At 68.6% G+C, this 16,681-nt stretch carries 14 protein-coding genes; 9 read left to right on the forward strand and 5 right to left on the reverse strand.

Translation table 11 applies throughout. From position 1 onward, the window contains the following. Positions 1–4: 4 nt before the first annotated feature. Genes ACW172_RS18075 through ACW172_RS18085 form a run of 3 tightly spaced genes read right to left on the reverse strand, consistent with a single transcriptional unit; the run spans position 5 to position 1,934 of the window. Positions 5–343 (reverse strand): hypothetical protein, encoded by a 339-nt coding sequence (locus ACW172_RS18075; RefSeq protein WP_492032809.1) that lies wholly within the window; start codon positions 341–343, stop codon positions 5–7. Next, on the reverse strand, positions 343–1,137 hold the full coding sequence (locus ACW172_RS18080) for an SDR family NAD(P)-dependent oxidoreductase (RefSeq protein WP_492032810.1): 795 nt from the start codon (positions 1,135–1,137) through the stop codon (positions 343–345). Before ACW172_RS18080 ends, ACW172_RS18075 begins: the two co-directional genes overlap by 1 nt. Continuing rightward, the gene (locus tag ACW172_RS18085; RefSeq protein ID WP_492032811.1) at positions 1,134–1,934 is read right to left on the reverse strand and encodes an enoyl-CoA hydratase-related protein; all 801 of its coding nucleotides are present in this window, start codon (positions 1,932–1,934) and stop codon (positions 1,134–1,136) included. Before ACW172_RS18085 ends, ACW172_RS18080 begins: the two co-directional genes overlap by 4 nt. Before the next feature lie 347 nt (positions 1,935–2,281). Here ACW172_RS18085 and ACW172_RS18090 point away from each other — a divergent pair, with 347 nt between their 5' ends. The 3 genes from ACW172_RS18090 to ACW172_RS18100 all read left to right on the forward strand — a co-directional run bounded on the left by ACW172_RS18090 (position 2,282) and on the right by ACW172_RS18100 (position 6,131). Then, a complete protein-coding gene (locus ACW172_RS18090) occupies positions 2,282–4,450 on the forward strand; it encodes a TonB-dependent receptor (protein WP_492032812.1) in 2,169 nt (722 codons plus the stop codon). 103 nt (positions 4,451–4,553) lie between these two features. After that, a complete protein-coding gene (locus ACW172_RS18095; RefSeq protein ID WP_492032813.1) occupies positions 4,554–5,333 on the forward strand; it encodes an SDR family oxidoreductase in 780 nt (259 codons plus the stop codon). 15 nt (positions 5,334–5,348) lie between these two features. Then, positions 5,349–6,131 carry an enoyl-CoA hydratase/isomerase family protein gene (locus ACW172_RS18100; protein WP_492032814.1) on the forward strand — a complete coding sequence of 261 codons (783 nt, stop codon included), beginning with the start codon at positions 5,349–5,351 and terminating at the stop codon, positions 6,129–6,131. Here the strand turns inward: ACW172_RS18100 and ACW172_RS18105 are convergent. Then, on the reverse strand, positions 6,128–6,748 hold the full coding sequence (locus ACW172_RS18105) for a TetR/AcrR family transcriptional regulator (RefSeq protein ID WP_492035015.1): 621 nt from the start codon (positions 6,746–6,748) through the stop codon (positions 6,128–6,130). The two genes, ACW172_RS18100 and ACW172_RS18105, sit on opposite strands and share 4 nt — an antisense overlap. 154 nt (positions 6,749–6,902) lie before the next feature. Here ACW172_RS18105 and ACW172_RS18110 point away from each other — a divergent pair, with 154 nt between their 5' ends. The 6 genes from ACW172_RS18110 (at position 6,903) to ACW172_RS18135 (ending at position 15,299) form a co-directional block, all read left to right on the forward strand. Next, positions 6,903–8,186: a spinster family MFS transporter gene (locus tag ACW172_RS18110; RefSeq protein WP_492032815.1), complete on the forward strand. Its 1,284-nt coding sequence runs from the start codon at positions 6,903–6,905 to the stop codon at positions 8,184–8,186. After that, positions 8,170–8,982 carry an enoyl-CoA hydratase/isomerase family protein gene (locus ACW172_RS18115; RefSeq protein WP_492032816.1) on the forward strand — a complete coding sequence of 271 codons (813 nt, stop codon included), beginning with the start codon at positions 8,170–8,172 and terminating at the stop codon, positions 8,980–8,982. Before ACW172_RS18110 ends, ACW172_RS18115 begins: the two co-directional genes overlap by 17 nt. An 87-nt stretch (positions 8,983–9,069) precedes the next feature. Further along, positions 9,070–9,498, forward strand: a complete 429-nt coding sequence (locus tag ACW172_RS18120) for a hypothetical protein (protein ID WP_492032817.1) — start codon at positions 9,070–9,072, stop codon at positions 9,496–9,498. Between the two features lie 52 nt (positions 9,499–9,550). Further along, positions 9,551–10,894, forward strand: a complete 1,344-nt coding sequence (locus ACW172_RS18125; protein WP_492032818.1) for a TolC family protein — start codon at positions 9,551–9,553, stop codon at positions 10,892–10,894. After that, the gene (locus ACW172_RS18130) at positions 10,891–12,144 is read left to right on the forward strand and encodes an efflux RND transporter periplasmic adaptor subunit (RefSeq protein ID WP_492032819.1); all 1,254 of its coding nucleotides are present in this window, start codon (positions 10,891–10,893) and stop codon (positions 12,142–12,144) included. The genes ACW172_RS18125 and ACW172_RS18130 overlap by 4 nt, the downstream gene beginning before the upstream one ends. 14 nt (positions 12,145–12,158) lie before the next feature. After that, positions 12,159–15,299 (forward strand): efflux RND transporter permease subunit, encoded by a 3,141-nt coding sequence (locus ACW172_RS18135; RefSeq protein ID WP_492032820.1) that lies wholly within the window; start codon positions 12,159–12,161, stop codon positions 15,297–15,299. A gap of 44 nt (positions 15,300–15,343) precedes the next feature. Here the strand turns inward: ACW172_RS18135 and ACW172_RS18140 are convergent, their stop codons facing one another. Continuing rightward, positions 15,344–16,588, reverse strand: coding sequence for a class I SAM-dependent methyltransferase (locus ACW172_RS18140; RefSeq protein ID WP_492032821.1), 1,245 nt, complete (start codon positions 16,586–16,588; stop codon positions 15,344–15,346). Positions 16,589–16,681 lie beyond the last annotated feature (93 nt).

Raw genomic sequence — 16,681 nt, forward strand, 5'->3', positions numbered from 1 at the left:
GACCTCAGGCATCGACCGCCATGAACTTGACCGTCCCCGTCCGGTCGAAGGCCGGGCTCAGCGGCATGGCCTGCGTCCCCGCGATCGACAGCAGGTGGAAGGCCAGAGCGGTCGGGTCGTCCGTCTCGAACTCATAGATCGCGAGGGAATCGAACGGTGCGTCCTGCGTCGGCGTGGCCGAGTTCGGCGACAGCACCTGATTGAGAATCTTGTAGCGCTTCGCCCCGGTCACCCCCGCCACCCGCAGGCAGTCGGGAATGTGCTGGTCGTCGTACCAGTCGGCGAAGGCCTGCTCCTGACCTTCGACCGCCTTCGTCAGAACGAGATAGTGGTAAGTCGCCATCAGGCGGCGCCCGGCCGTTCGACCCAGTCGGCCTCGAGCGCCTTCTGCGACAGAAACTTCGTCGTCGACCAGCCGCCGTCGACGGCCAGGGTCTGGCCGTTGATCCAGCGGGCGTCGGGCGAGCACAGGAAGCAGATCGCCGCCGCCACGTCCTCGGGCTCGCCCCAGCCCTCGGCCGGGGTCATGTCGAAATTCATCCGGCGCAGGCGCTCGTCGTTGAGGCGATCCCTCGTCATGTCGGTGGCGATGACGCCGGGCGCCACGGCGTTGGCGCGAATACCCTGCGACCCGTACTGAACCGCCAGATGTCGGGTCAGGCCTATGATCCCCGCCTTGACCGCCGCATAGGTCCCGGCCCGCATCCCGCCGATCAGACCGAAGGTCGAGCTGATGTTCACGATCGCCCCGCCGCTGCCCATCACGGTCAGGGCCTCGCGCGTCAGCCGGATCGGCGCGCGCAGCATCAGGTCGAGGCTTTCGTCGATGAAGGCGTCGTCGGATTCGTGCAGAGGCTTGGGGCTGCCCGCGCCGGCGTTGTTGACCAGATAGTCCAGCCGCCCGAAGGCCGACATGGCCAGTTCGACCGCGCGGCGGGGCGTGTCCTTGGCGGTGACGTCGGCGGACAGGACGGCGACGCGGTCGGCCTTGTCGCCGGCCAGCCGCTGCAGTTCGGCGAGGGGCTCGGGACGCCGCCCGACCCCGACCACGGCGACGCCGTCCTTCAGGAACCTCAAGGCGGTGGCGAGGCCGATGCCGGTGCCGGCGCCGGTGATGAGGGCGACAGGTCGGCTCATGCCTCGATCTTCCATGTGGGGGAGCGGGGGCGGTACTCGGCCGGTCGCTTTTCGGCGAAGGCGCGCAGGGCCTCTTTCGAATCCGGATGGCCGCTCATCTGAACGGTGAAGCCCTGCTCGAACGCATAGCCTTCCTTCAGATCCATGATCTCGATCCGGTTCAGGATCTGTTTGGCGAGGCGGACAGCGGTGGGGCTGAAGCCGGCGATGCGGCGGGCATAGGCGCGGGCGCGGTCCAGCAGGTCCTCGCGCGGGCAGACGACAACAGACCCACCGGCGGCGGCGAAGTCGGCGGCGCGGATATGCTCTCCGGTGAAGAACATGCGCCGGACCAGAGGCTGCGGCGCCATCCGCGCCAGATGCCGGGCGCCGCCCATGACGCCAACGGTCAGCTCAGGCAGACCGAACTTCGCGTCCTCCGACGCCACCACGAAGTCGCAGGACGCGGCGATGGCCAGACCGGTGCCGATGGCGACCCCGTGTACGGCGCCGACGACGGGCAGAGGGCAGTCCTGGATGGCGAAGAAGGCCTGGCGCACCCGCCACATCCGCTCGGTCCCGTTGTCCGGAGTCATCGACATGAACTCGGCCAGGTCGTTGCCGGCACAGAAGTGCGGGCCCTCGGCAGCCAGAACGATGGCGCGGATGTCGTCGCCCATCTGGTCCGGATCGGCGAACAGATCTGCCAGCTCGATATACATGTCCCGGTCGACGGCGTTGGCCGGGGCGCGGTTTAGTCGGACGACGGCCACGCCCGTGTCATCGACGTCTATGAGCAGGGACTTGAAACGGGTCACGACAGGCGGCTTCCGGCTCTGCGGTGGTCCCTCGGGACGTCCGCGACCGGTCCTCAGTGATCGGCGGCGACAGGGTTGGCAACGGCCCGGACGGCCTCGGTCGCCTGAAGTCAATGCGATGTCGGGCGGCGTCTAGCTCTTCGTCAAAAGCGCTGGAATTCCATGGCGGGAGCGGCTTTTTCTGCTCGGCGACAGCAGGCGACACGGGCGAAAATCGTGTCGGGGCATGTCAATCCAATGTCGTCTCGCACGGGCCGTATAGGGGCTACTCTCCAGTATAAGGAAATCAAGGTCCCGCCATAAGGGACCCGCCAGAGGGAGGCACAGGAATGAACCGGACCTATCGTATGAAGCGCTTTCTGACCGTCAGCGTGGCCATGGCCGCACTGGGAACGGCCGGAGCCGCCTTCGCCCAGTCAGCCGCGCCGCAGGACGACTCCGCCAAGGTCGATGACGTCGTCGTCACCGCCCAGAAGCGGTCCGAGCGCCTGCTCGACGTGCCTATGTCCGTAACCGCCACCTCGGGGGAGGAGCTCTCGAACGCCGGGATCGGCTCGACCTCCAACCTGCAGCACATCAGTCCCGGTCTGGTGACCGTGAACAACGGCTTCGCCTTCACCCCGGCGATCCGCGGCATTTCCTCGGTCGGTACTTCGGCGGGCGATGAAGCCAACGTCTCCATGTACCTCGACGATGTCTATATCGGCGCGCCCCTGGCGGGCATGTTCGACCTGAAGGACATCCAGCGGGTCGAGGTCCTGAAGGGGCCGCAGGGCACCTTGTTCGGCCGTAACGCCACCGGCGGCGCCATCCGCATCGTCACCCTGGCCCCGTCCTTCACGCCCCGCGCGGAGCTGTCGGCCGACTATGGCTTCGACTTCAAACAGGTGAAGCTGGGCGCCTATGTCACCGGCCCGATCACCTCGACGATCGCCGGCTCGCTGAATCTCTTCCATCTGGAGAACGACGGCTATGTCGAGAGCGTCGCCCCGGCCCTGAACGGCGCCCGGGTGGCCAAGGCGGACAACTCCTCGATCCGAGGAAAGCTGCTGTTCCAGCCCAGCGACACCCTGCAGTTCACCCTCGCGGCCGACTATTCCGACCGCAGCGACAACTCGATTTTCTCGGCTATCCCGCGCGACGGCAAGAACCTGAACGCCAGCACGCCGGGCGTCCTGGTCGGCAGCCTGGACCACTATCCGGGCGGCACCTTCCCCATCATCGACACGACCGCCAAGGGCGTCAGCCTGGATGGCACCTGGAACCCGTCGGACTACCTGACCGTCCGCTCGATCACCGCCTATCGCAGCGCCTCGGGTCTGTTCCAGACCGATACCGACCGGTCCAGCGCCGCGGTCAGCTCGCTGCGCCTGATCCAGGACCAGGACACCTTCAGCCAGGAGTTCAACTTCTCCGGCCCGTCCGAGGATCGCCTGTCGTGGATCGGCGGCCTGTTCTACTACCACTCGACCGCGGGCAACCCCTACTTCCAGGCGGTGTCAGGCAACGCCCCGACGGGCACGGTGGTCTCCAACTTCACCGACACGGTCAAGACGACCTCCTATGCCGCCTTCGGTGAGCTGAACTACGACTTTACCGAGAAGCTGCACGGCATCTTCGGCGCCCGCTACACCTCCGAAAAGAAGCAGTTCGACTTCGCGGACATCGTTCGGGCCGCCGGCCTGCGTACCAGCTCGGCCGAGAACACCTGGGAAAGCCCGACCTTCCGGGGCGTGCTGCAGTACGACTTCACACCGGACGCCAACATCTATGTCTCGGCCTCGAACGGCTTCAAGAGCGGGGTCTACAACTCCTACTCCCTGCCGGCCATTCCGGTCGCGCCGGAGAAGATCACGGCAGTCGAGGTCGGGGCCAAGGGCCGGTTCTCGGGCATCACCATGACGGCCGCGGCCTTCTGGTACGACTACACCGACATCCAGGTGACGGCCTACACCTCCCTGCCGGGCGGGGCCTATGTCTCGACCCTGAACAATGCGGCGGCGGCGACGGTGAAGGGCTTCGAGTTCACCGCGCGGGGGCCGATCACCGACCATCTGTCGTTCGACGTCGGCCTGTCGGCCCTGCCGACCGCCAACTACGACGAATACACCACGGCCTCGGTCTTCATCCCCAACCCCGTGACGGGCGGCGCCACCAGCGTGGTGCCCTATGACGCCTCGGGCAGCCGGATGCTGCGGGCGCCGAAGTACCAGGCCAATGCGCGCCTGACCTATGAGAATACCGTCGCCGGCGGCGAGCTCTATGCCACCGCCAACCTGTCCTACAACGACGGCTTCTACTGGCAGGCCGGAAACCTGACCCAGGAGTCGTCCTACACGACCATCAACGCCAAGGCGGCCTGGACCGACCCGCAAGGCCGTCTGACCTATTCGCTCTGGGTCGAGAACCTGACCGACGAACGCTACAGCATGAACAGCACCAACGGGGCTCCGGGCCTGTCGGACGCCTTCTCGCCGCCGCGCCTCGTCGGGGTCGGCATCGCCGCCCACTTCTGAAGCCCTTCCTCCCGCGCCTCAGGCCGTCGGACGCCCCTCTGCACTTCCAGGCAGGGCGACCGGCGGCTCCTCTTTTGGGGGCATACTCAAACGAAGGCCCGCGATGGACCTGAAGATCCGCGGACGCACGGCCCTGGTCTGCGCCGCCAGCCGGGGCTTGGGCCGGGCCTGCGCCGAGGCCTTGGCCGCCGAGGGCGTGCGGGTCACCGTTACCGGTCGCGATCCTGAATCCCTGTCGGCGACTGCCGCCGAAATCGGGGCGATGGCGGGTGTTGAGGTCGGCTTCGCCGCGGGCGACATCGGCACGGAGGATGGTCGTCGGCTGGCGCTAAAGGCCTGTCCTCAGCCGGACATCCTGATCACCAACGGCGGCGGCCCACCGCTCGGCCCGTTCGGGGATCTGGACGAAGAGCAATGGCGACAGGCGGTCGAGGCGAACATGCTGGCGCCTCTGAGCCTGATCCGGGCGGTGCATCCGGGGATGCGGGCGCGCAGGTTCGGGCGGATCGTCAACATCACCTCGGCCTATGTGAAGGCGCCGCATCCGCTGCTGGCCCTGTCGGTCGGGCCGCGCGCCGGGCTGACGGCGGCGGTGTCCTGGCTGGCCCGCGAGGGCGTGTCGGACAATGTCACCATCAACAATCTGCTGCCCGAGATGATCCTGACCGACCGCGCCCGCGCGGGCTTCGACGCCATGGCTGCGAATGCCGGGGTCAACTACGCCGCCTTCGTCGAGGGCGTGGTCGCCGATCTGCCCGCTCGACGGCTGGGCGAACCGCGCGAGTTCGGCGCCGTCTGCGCCTTCCTGTGCGGCGCCGACGCCGGATACGTGACCAACCAGAGCATCGTCGTCGACGGCGGCCATTACCCCGGCGTCTTCTAGAGTGGAGTTTCGTCGATGACCGACGTCGTTGAACTGACAGTCGAGGACGGGATCGCCCGCATCCGGTTCCGCCGGCCCGAGCGGCTGAACGCGCTGGATCTCGCCATGACGACCGGGTTCCGGGCCGTGGTCGAACGGATCGTCGCCGACCCTTCGGTGCGGGTCGTCGTCCTGTCGGGGGAGGGGCGGGCTTTCATGGCCGGCGGGGATCTGGCGTATCTGAAGGCCGCCGAAGATCGCCCTCGGGCGGCGCGCGAGCTGATCGCCCCGATCCATGAGGCCCTGGTCACGCTCAACGACAGCGGCCTGCCGGTACTGGCGGCGATCCAGGGCGCGGTGGCCGGCGCGGGTCTCAGCCTCGCCCTGTTCGCAGACCTCGTCATCGCGGGCGAGGATGCGAAGCTGAACATGGCCTATCTGAAGGTCGGCGCCCCCACGGACTGCGGCGGCGCCTGGTCCCTGACCCGGCTGGTCGGCCCCCGCAAGGCGATGGAGATCGCCCTGCTGTGCGAGCCGATCGATGCGGCGGGGGCGCTGGCGCTGGGGCTGGTCAATCGCGTGGTTCCAAACGCCGATGTGGAGACCGAGACCCTGGCCTGGGCGAACCGCATCGCATCCGGCCCGCCGTTGGCCACACGACTGACCCGGGGCCTGATCGCCAAGGCGACGGGCAGGGACTTCGCCGACCACCTGGCCACTGAGCTCGAGGCCTTCGTCGCCTGCGCAGGAACCGAGGATTTCGAGGAGGCGCTGGACGCCTTCCTCGGCAAGCGAGTCCCGGTCTTCACCGGCCACTAGCGCGGCTCCAGCGCCCCGACGAACAGCTCGGCATAGTGTTCGCCGATCTGACGCGCCGTCTTCGGGCCATCGTCCTCGAACCACAGGGCGGCGGCGTTCAGGGCGCCCGCGATGGCGAAGGCGGTCATCCTCACGTCGGTGGCGATCAGGGAGCCGTCCTGCACGCCTTGCGTAAGGACGGCGCGGATGCGGTCGTCGACGGTGCGCTTGATCGCCCGCAGCTCGGCGCGGATAGGCGGCGAGACGCTGTTGTCCGGCACCCGCGTCAGGCAGCGGCCGTAGATCGACAAAATCGCCTCGGCATAGGCGATGATCAGAACGCGCAGCCGGTCGCGCGCGCTGGCGCTCTCGGGTCCGGCGGCCAGGGTGACGTCGTCCAGGGTGTCCAGCGCCCGGCGATAGCAGGCCGCCAGCAGGGCCTCCTTGCTCTCGCCGTAATAGTAGACCGTCGGCTTGGTGACCTTCAGGTCCCGCGCCACATCCTCCAGCGCCGTATTGTGGAAGCCCCGCTCGCTGAAGGCGCGGGCCGCGGCGCGCAGCACCGCCTCGCGCTTGATCTCCCGCTCCCGAAGGCGGTCGTCGGCGGACTTCCACGGCGAGGTCTGGGTCGGAGCCATACTCACGGGTATAGGATCATCCATCGTCGTAGAACAAGGACTTGCGGTTGCGATCACGACCCCCGTCGCATGAAGTCAAGCCGATGTCGTGGTCGGCGGGCGCCCCCCTCGTTAGGCTCGCGCAGGCCATTTGTGCGGCTTGGGAACGAAACGCTTGAAAATCAAACCGTTCAGCGGCCGGGGCCTGGCGATCGTGATCGTCCTGCTGCTGGTCAACATCCTCAACTTCGTCGACCGCCAGCTGCCCTTCATCCTGATCGACGCGATCCGGACGGAACTGCACCTCAACGACACCGAGATCGGGCTGATGGCCGGGGTCTCCTTCGCCGTCGTCTATTCCTTCGCCGCCCTGGGTCTCGCCTGGGCGGCGGACCGGTTCAGCGCGCGCTGGGTGATCGGGCTGTCCCTGGCCTTCTGGAGCGTGATGACGGCCGCGGGCGGTCTGGCCCAGAACTTCTTCCACCTGCTGCTGGCCCGGGCGGGCGTGGCGGCGGGGGAGGCGGGCAGCACCCCGGCCGCCCACGCCATGATCGCACGCCTGTTCCCCGACAGCCGCCGCGCCCTGGTCCTGGCCATCTTCTCGCTGGGCGTGCCGATCGGCGGCACCATCGGCCTGGCGCTGGGCGGCTGGATCAACGACGCCTGGGGCTGGCGCGAGGCCTTCTTCTTCGTCGGCCTGCCGGGGGTCATCGTCGCCATCCTGTCGCTGATCGTCCTGCCGCGCGGCGCCTCCAGCGAGCCGACGGTCGGGGTGGCCCGGACCAGCTACCTCTCGGCCATGAAGTTCCTCTTCGGCCTGCGCTCCTTCCGGCACATGGCCGCCGCCTCGTCGCTGTTCGCCATCGGCAGCTATGCGATGAACGTCTTCGCCCCGGCCTTCCTGATGAGGACCCACGGCATGACCTCGGCCGAGGCCGGTCTGGGGCTGGGTCTGGTCAGCGGTATCGGCGGACTGGTCGGCACCTTCGCCGGCGGCATGCTGGCGGACGTCCTGGGCAAGCGCGACACCCGCTGGCGTCAATGGGTGCCGGCCATCGCCATGGCGGTCTGTGTGCCCGTCGCGCTCGGCGCCTGGCTGGCCCCCGACGCCCTGGTCTCCATGATCCTTCTGGCCCTCGTCTACATGCTGGGGCTGATGTACTTCGCCCCGACCTTCTCGGCGGCCCAGTCGCTGGCGCCGGACGAGATCCGCGCCACGGCCTCGGCGGTGCTGCTGTTCTGCCTGACCATCGTCGGCTCCTCGGCCGGCCCCTATGTCATCGGCTGGGCCAGCGACTATCTGACGCCGCGCTTCGGCCATCTGTCGCTGCGCTACGCCATGTGCCTCCTGGCCGTGACCATGGCCTGGTCGGCGCTGCACTTCTTCCTCGCCGCCCGCGCCCTGAAAGAGGATCTCGCGGCCCAGCAGCTGGAGCGTGACCGTGTCGTCCCCGCCTGAATCACCCCTGACCTTCGAAATGGAGGGCCAGGTCGCGATCCTGACCCTGAACCGGCCCGGGCGCGGCAACGCGATCAGCCCGGACATGATGCTGGCGCTGGAAGAGGCCTGGGGCCGGGTCAACCGCGACGACGCCATCCGCGTGGTCATCATGACCGGAGCGGGCGAGCGTCACTTCTGCACCGGCGCCGACGTCTCGGGTCTGCACGTCGGCATGGGCGGGCTGAACAACCAGACCTATGCGGCGGCCAACCGCTTCTCCTCGCGCATGTGCGAGGTGACCAAGCCGGTGATCTGCGTCGTCAACGGCCTGACCAACGGCGGCGGCCTGCACTTCGTCGCCGACAGCGACATCGTCATCGCCTGCGAAGGCGCTGACTTCATGGACAGCCACGTCAGCGTCGGACTCGTGTCCGCGCTGGAGTCGGTCGGGATCGCGCGGAAGGCGGGGATCGGAGCCGCCCTGCTGATGGGCTTGGCCGGGCGCGACTACCGGATGCCGGCGTCGCGCGCCCATGCGCTCGGCATGGTCGACCTGCTGGAGCCCACGGCCGCGGACGCCATGGCCCTGGCCCGCAAACTGGCCGCCATGATGTGCGCCAACTCGCCCCAGGCCATGGCCCTGACCAAGCGCGCCATCTGGGGCTCGACCGAGCTTTCGGACCCGGCGGCCCATGTCTACGGCTGGGAATTGCTCAAGTCCCAGTGGGCCCATCCCGACTTCGAGGAGGGGCCGAAAGCCTTCGAGGAACGGCGCGCTCCGGTCTGGAACCCCGACCCGAACGCCCGGCGCTGACCCTGCGATCCCCGCCCGACCTGCGACCACGGCTCACATTGCAACCGTCTCGCAACCCGCCTATGCGGAGGTCATCGGAGGGGCCTCTTGCCGCAGGTGTTGCGACAGTTCTGGATCGGTCTTGTCGCGCTCGTCATGATCGCGGGCCAGATCGACGGCGCGCTGTCGATGCAGCATCGTGTCGAGCCTGTCGGGCCGTTCTCGATGGCGGGCCAGACGAAGGCCGGGCTCACAGCCCATGACTACGCCCACGACTACGCTCTGGTCGATGACGGCGATGAGCACAGCGGAACCTCGGCCCTGACAGGCGCTCCCGCGGACGGCTCCGACGAGCCGGCGATGCGGCATCATCATCACGGCGGCGATGTCCAGGTGGCGATCCTGCCTGTCGATCATCCGATCGAGCCCGGAGCGCCCGACAGCGCCGTGTTGAAGTCCAACCTCGATCACGCGCCGCCCGGCGCGGATCATGACGGCCCTCTCGACCCTCCCAGACTGAAGCCCCTGATCGCCTGAACCCGATCTGCGTGGCCTCGCGGCCGCGCGCGCTTCTTTCTGGAGATTTCCCTTGTCTATCGTCATGTCCGGCGTCGCCGGATCATGGGCGCGAGGTGCGGCCCTGTCCGCTTTCGCGCTCGCCCTCGGCGCGGCTTCGCCCGCGTTGGCCCAGACCGCTGATCCAGCGGCCTGGGCGCACCCTGCCGTCCCCGAACTCACCCTGGAACAGGCGCTGGCCCGCGCCGCCCGGGCCGATCCTGCCCGGCCGGGTCTGGCCGCTCGTCTGCGCGCCTCCGAGGCCGGGGTGCGCCAGGCCGATGTCCGGCCCAATCCCACGATCGGCCTGACGGTCGAAAACCTGCCCACGCTCGGGGCCGGGAACGTCATGGGCCAGACCCAGACCACCCTCAGCTATGAGCAGCCGCTGGAGCGGGGAGGGGATCGCCGGGCTCGCACCGGCCTGGCGCGCAGCGAGGGCGATCTGATCGTGGCCCGCGCGACGGTCGCCGCGCTCGACCGGCTGGAACAGGCTCAGCGTGCCTGGGGCGAGGCCCTGTCGGCCGACGCCCTGGTCGAGATCGCCCGGCAGCGTCTCAACCTCGCCGAGCGGTTCCAGAGCGAGGTTCAGCGCCGCGTCGACGCCGCCCGCGATCCCTTGTTCGCCGGCGCCCGCGCCGAGGCGGAACTGGCACAGGCCCAGATCGACTTCGATCAGGCCGAGGTCGAGGCTCGTATCGCCCGCATCACCCTGGCCAAGTTCTGGGGCGGGGTCGCCGACTTCTCTCTCGATCCAGCGGCCTTCGAGGACACCGGCGCCTCCCGGATCGTCGCGGGCGAGGTCGCGGCGGCGGATCTGGAGGTGTTTCAGGCCCAGAGGGCGATCTTCGAGGCCCAGGCCAGGGTCGAGGAGGCCCGCGCCGTCCCGGATCCGACCGTCAGCATCGGTGTCCGGCATATGTGGGACAACGACCTGTCGCTGGTCTTCGGCGGCTCGATCCCCCTGCAACGCCATCACCGCAACCAGGGAGCCATCGATCGCGCCCGGGCCGAGGGAACGGCGGCTCAGGCCGACGCCGACGCCCTGAGGATGGAACGCGAGCGGGAGATCGCCCGGCTTCAGGTCCAGCTTCTGTCACGCGCCAATGAAGCGCGCAGGATCGAGGCGGAGACGCTGCCCCAGGCCGAGCGGGCCGTGGCGCTGGTCTGCGAAGGCTTCGCCCGGGGCGGCTTCACCTACAACGACGTCATGGCGGCCCACACCGCCCTCCTGCAAACCCGCGCGCGCCGCGTCGCCGTGCTGCAGGCCTTCCACAACGACCGCGCGCGCCTCGACAGGCTGACCGGCGCGCACGCCGACCTGATCGGCATGGAGGCCCAGGGGGCCGCCCAACAGAACCCGGAGATCGAACAATGAGAGCGTTCCAACCTTCGCGCCGATGGTTCGGCGCGACCCTGACTGCCGTGGCCCTCGCCCTGGCGGCATGCGGCTCGGGCGGCGGTGAGAAGGCAGAGGGCGGTGAAGCCGCCGCCGACCCTGAGCGCGGCCCGCATGGCGGGCGGATGCTGCGCGACGGAGACTTCGCGCTGGAGGTCACCATTGTCGAGGAAGGGCCGGAGCCGCTGTTCCGCCTCTATCCCTATCTGAAGGACAGGCCCCTGGATCCGCGTCAGGTTCAGGCGACGATCGCCCTGACCCGGCTCGGGGCCAAGATCGATCGCTTCACCTTCGCCCCCCAGGGCGACCATCTGGCCAGTCCGGGCGTCGTGTCGGAGCCGCACTCCTTCGACGTGGCGGTCGCGGCCGTCCATTCGGGCAAACGCTCGGACTGGGCCTATGCCTCCTATGAAGGTCGCACGGTCATTTCCGCGGAGGCGGCGCGCGCCGGCGGCGTGGCCACGGAGCGGGCAGGTCCGGCGGTGCTGGGCGAAAGCCTGCCGCTGACCGGCCGGGTCGAGATCAAGCCGGAGGGTCTGGCCGAGGTCCACGCCCGCTATCCCGGCCGGATCGTATCCATGGCCGTCGAACTGGGCAGCCCCGTCCGGCGCGGTCAGGTGCTGGCGCGGGTCGAATCCAGCGAAAGCCTTCAGACCTACGCCGTCACCGCCCCGATCCCGGGCATCATCACGGCCAAAAACGCCAACCCCGACCAGATCACCGGCGCCGGCGAGCCCATGCTGGAGATCGGCGATCCGACCCAACTGCATGCCGAGTTCTTCCTCTATCCGCGCGACGCGGAGAGGGTGCGGGTCGGCCAGAAGGTCGAAGTGCGCGGCCTGACCAGCGACAGCCGCGTCAATGCGACCATCGAGGCGATCCTGCCCTCGTCCGACATCCTCAGCCAGACCCAGGTGGCGCACGTCCATCTCCCGGCCGGTTCGGGCGGCTGGCGCTCGGGTCAGGGCGTCGAGGGCTCGGTTCAGGTCAGCGCGGCCGAGGCGCCGCTGGCGGTGCGCACAAAGGCGCTACAGCCGTTCCGGGACTTCACCGTCGTCTATGCGAAGGTGGGCGACACCTACGAGGTGCGCATGTTGAACCTCGGACGACGCACTGAAGAGTGGACCGAGGTGCTGGGCGGGATCGAACCCGGAACCGAATACGTCGTCGACGGCGCCTTCCTCATCCGCGCGGACATCGAGAAGTCCGGCGCGAGCCACGATCACTAGGCGGGGGACGCACTATGCTTGAACGCATCATCCGCCTGTCGATCCTGTTCCGCTGGGTCGTCATGGCGCTGGTTCTGGTCGCCTGCGCGGTCGGCGTCTGGAGCTTCCAGCGCCTGCCCATCGACGCGACGCCGGACATCACCAACGTCCAGATCCAGATCAACACCGAGGCGCCCGGCTATTCGCCGCTGGAGGCTGAACAGCGCATCACCTTCCCGGTGGAGACGGCCATCGCCGGCGTCCCGGATCTTTCCTACACACGCTCGATCTCGCGCTACGGCCTGAGCCAGGTGACCGTCGTCTTCAAGGACAGCACGGACCTCTATCGCGCCCGGCAGTTGATCAACGAGCGGCTGCAAACCGCGCGGGCCCAGCTTCCGGACGGCGTTTCGCCCGAACTGGGGCCCATCGCCACCGGCCTGGGCGAGATCTTCATGTACACGCTGCAGGCGGAGCCCGGCGCCCGCAAGGCGGACGGCGCGCCCTATACGCCCGAAGACCTGCGCACTCTTCAGGACTGGGTGATCCGGCCGCAGATGCGCAACACCCCCGGCGTCACCGAGGTCAACACCATCGGCGGTTTCGAGCGGCAGTACCACGTCACTCCGCGCCCGGAACGGCTCTCGGCCTACGGCGTCACCCTGGCCGAGGTGGTGAGCGCGCTGGAGCGCAACAACGCCAACGTCGGCGCCGGCTATGTCGAGCGGTTCGGGGAGCAGTATCTGATCCGCGTGCCGGGTCAGGCCTCGTCGGTCGCCGATCTGGGCTCCATCGTCATCGCCACGCGCGGCCCGGTCCCGGTCAGGATCGCCGACGTCGCCGATGTCGGCCTGGGCGAGCAACTGCGCACCGGGGCGGCGACCGAGAACGGCAAGGAGACGGTGCTGGCCACCGTCCTGATGCTGGCCGGCGAGAACAGCCGCGTGGTGGCCCAGGCCGCCGCCGCCCGGCTGAAGGAGGCGTCGAAGGCGCTGCCGCCCGGCGTTGTCGCCACGGCCGTCTACGACCGTACCGACCTCGTCGAGCGGGCCATCAAAACGGTCGAGAAGAACCTGGCCGAGGGCGCCCTGCTGGTGATCGTCGTCCTGTTTCTGCTGCTCGGGAACATCCGCGCGGCCGTTATCACGGCGGCGGTCATCCCGATCACCATGCTCATGACCATCACCGGCATGGTGCAGGCGGGGGTCTCGGGCAATCTGATGTCGCTGGGCGCCCTGGACTTCGGTCTGATCGTCGACGGCGCGGTCATCATCGTCGAGAACTGCCTGCGGCGGTTCGCCGAGGCCCAGCATCGCCAAGGCCGTCTGCTGACCCGCGACGAGCGTTTCAGCCTGGCCTCCGAAGCCTCAGGCGAGGTGATCCGGCCGTCGCTGTTCGGGGTGATGATCATCACACTCGTTTATGTGCCGATCTTCGCCCTGGACGGGGTGGAGGGGAAGACCTTCCACCCGATGGCCATCACGGTCGTGATCGCCCTGACCGGCGCCCTGATCCTGTCTCTGACCTTCGTGCCGGCGGCGGTGGCCATGTTCGTCACGGGCAAGGTGCGTGAGAAGGACAGCTTCCTTATGCGCCGGGCGCGGGTCGCCTATCAGCCCGCGCTCGAGTTCGCCCTCCGGGCGCGGGGTTTGATGGTGGCGGGCGCGGTCGGTCTGGTGCTGGTCGCGGGTCTGGTCGCCTCCCGGATGGGGTCGGAGTTCATCCCGAGCCTGGACGAGGGCGATATCGCCATGCACGCCCTGCGCATCCCCGGGACCAGCCTGACCCAGGCCATCGCCATGCAGACCGCGCTTGAGGCCCGACTGGCGCGGTTCCCCGAGGTCGAGCGGGTCGTCGGCAAGACCGGCACGGCGGAGGTCGCCACCGATCCGATGCCGCCCTCGGTCACGGACACCTTCATCCTTCTGAAGGCGCGCAAGGACTGGCCCGATCCGCGCAAGCCACGCACCGAACTGGTCGCCGAGATGGAGGCGGCCGTCCAGGCCATACCCGGCAGCAACTACGAGTTCACCCAGCCGATCCAGATGCGGTTCAACGAACTGCTCAGCGGCGTCCGGGCCGACGTGGCCGTCAAGGTTCACGGCGATGATCTGGATCAACTGGCGCGGCTCGGCTCCGAGATCGAGGAGATCGTCGGCTCCGTCCGCGGCGCCGCCGATCCGCAGGTAGAGCAGGTCACCGGCCTGCCCATGCTGCAGATCATACCGAACCGGGCGGCGCTCGCCCGCCTCGGTCTCAGCGTCGAGGAGGTGCAGTCGGTCGTCGCCACCTCAATGGCCGGCGCCACGGCGGGCCAGGTGTTCGAGGGCGACCGCCGCTTCGACGTGGTGGTCCGCCTGCCCGAAGACCTGCGTTCCAACACCGACGCCATCGGCCGTATCCAGATCCCTCTGCCGGCGGCGGAGGGGCAGCCACGCGGATTCGTACCGCTGAACGAGATCGCCACGATCCAGCTGGAGACCGGCCCGAACCAGATCAGCCGCGAGGACGGCAAGCGACGAATCGTCGTCACCGCCAACGTGCGCGACCGTGATCTGGGCTCCTTCGTCGGCGAGGTGCGTCAGCGTGTCGAACAGGATGTGGACCTGCCCCCCGGCTACTGGATCACCTATGGCGGCACGTTCGAGCAGCTGATCTCGGCGGCCAAACGTCTCCAGATCGTGGGGCCGGCGGTCTCGCTGGTGATCTTCGGTCTGCTGTTCGCCCTGTTCCGCTCGTGGAAGGACAGCGCCGTGGTCTTCTCCGGCGTGCCTCTGGCCCTGACCGGAGGCGTGGCGGCGCTGGCCTTGCGGGGGCTGCCGATGTCGATCTCGGCGGGGGTGGGCTTCATCGCCCTGTCCGGGGTAGCGGTGCTGAACGGCGTGGTCATGGTCACCTTCATCCGCGACCTGATCGCCGAGGGACGACCCGTCGGCGAGGCGATCCGCGAGGGCGCTCTCGGCCGTCTGAGGCCTGTGCTGATGACCGCCCTGGTCGCCAGCCTGGGGTTCGTGCCGATGGCGCTCAACGTCGGGGCAGGGGCGGAGGTCCAGCGTCCGCTGGCCACGGTGGTCATCGGCGGCATCGTCTCTTCAACGGTGCTGACCCTGCTGGTGCTTCCGGCCCTCTACAGCCTTGTCCACGGACGGGCTTGGGGACGCCGTTCCGGGGGCTGACGCCGAACGCTCGCGACCGCCCCCCGAATCCGGCGTTCGCAACGCTACAGGTCGGTCGCGGGCGTCTTCGTCAGGGTCAGCTGGATCACATCCGTCCGCGCCGTCGTGAAACCCGCCTCGCAATAGGCCAGATAGAAGCGCCACAGCCGGGTGAACTCGGGACCCGGACCGCCGCCGGTTTCGTCGAACCGTTTCAGCCAGAGCGACAGGGTGCGGGCGTAGTCCTGGCCGAAGCGCAGGCGGCCAGAGACGCTCAGCCCATGATCGGCAGCGAGCCGGTCCAGCCGGGTCTCGGTCGGCAGCATCCCGCCGGGGAAGACGTATTTCTGGATGAAGTCGACCTCGCGCCGGTAGGCTTCGAACAGGTCCTCGCGGATGGTGATGATCTGGAGGCCGGCCTTGCCGTCGGAGGTGAGACGGTCGTGCAGGGTCTGGAAATAGGTTGGCCACCACTTTTCACCGACGGCCTCGAACATCTCGATGGAGACGATGCGGTCATAGGTCTCGGGCGTGTCGCGGTAATCCTGAAGCCGGATGTCGACGCGGTCGGAAAGGCCCGCCCTCGCCAGCCGGGCAATGGCGAAATCGCGCTGTGACGGCGACAGGGTCAGGCCGGTGACGTGGCAGCCGATCTCCTTCGCCGCGTATTCGGCGAACCCGCCCCAGCCACAACCGATCTCGAGCACGCGGTGGTGGGGTTGAAGATCGACGGCGGCGGCGAGGGCGGCGTATTTCTCGCGCTGGGCGGCCTCCAGCGCCTGGTCCGGCCGCGTCCAGAGCGCCGAGGAATAGGTCATGCTGGGGTCCAGCCAGCGGCCGTAGAAGTCATTGCCCAGGTCATAGTGGGCCACGATGTTGCGCTTGGCCCCGGCCCGGGTGTTCAGGCGGCCCAGGTTGTGAACCGCCCAGTTGAAGGCGCGGATGGCCGCATTGCCGCTGGTCAGCCGGCCCAGACGTTCGAAATTGTCGGCCAGGACGATCAGGGTGCGGGCCAGATCCGGCGTGACCCACTCTGCGGCGACATAGCTCTCGGCCAGGCCGATGGCGCCGCCGGCGAGGATCCGGCGGAAGAAGCGCCAGTCGCGGATATCGAGCACGGCGCGTTCCGGCGAGGCGGGGCCGAAATCATGCGCCTGACGGTCGGGCGTCAAAAAGGTCAGTCCGCGCCCCTGCCAGTCCCGATCGGCCATCTGGAAGGCCCACAGCAGAATCCGTCCGCGCCGGGACAGGCTCCCTTCATTCACCGAGGGGCGGACGGGGCGAGCGTCTTCGACGAGAGGCGCGGTCATCATGGTCTCCGGGCATGGCGGCGTAGGCAAGACGCCGGAAACAGCTACGCCCGAGACGTGGGAGGGATGCGTCGAACCGTCAAGGGAACCGAA

It is taken from the genome of Brevundimonas sp. ALps5 (genome assembly GCF_058681645.1).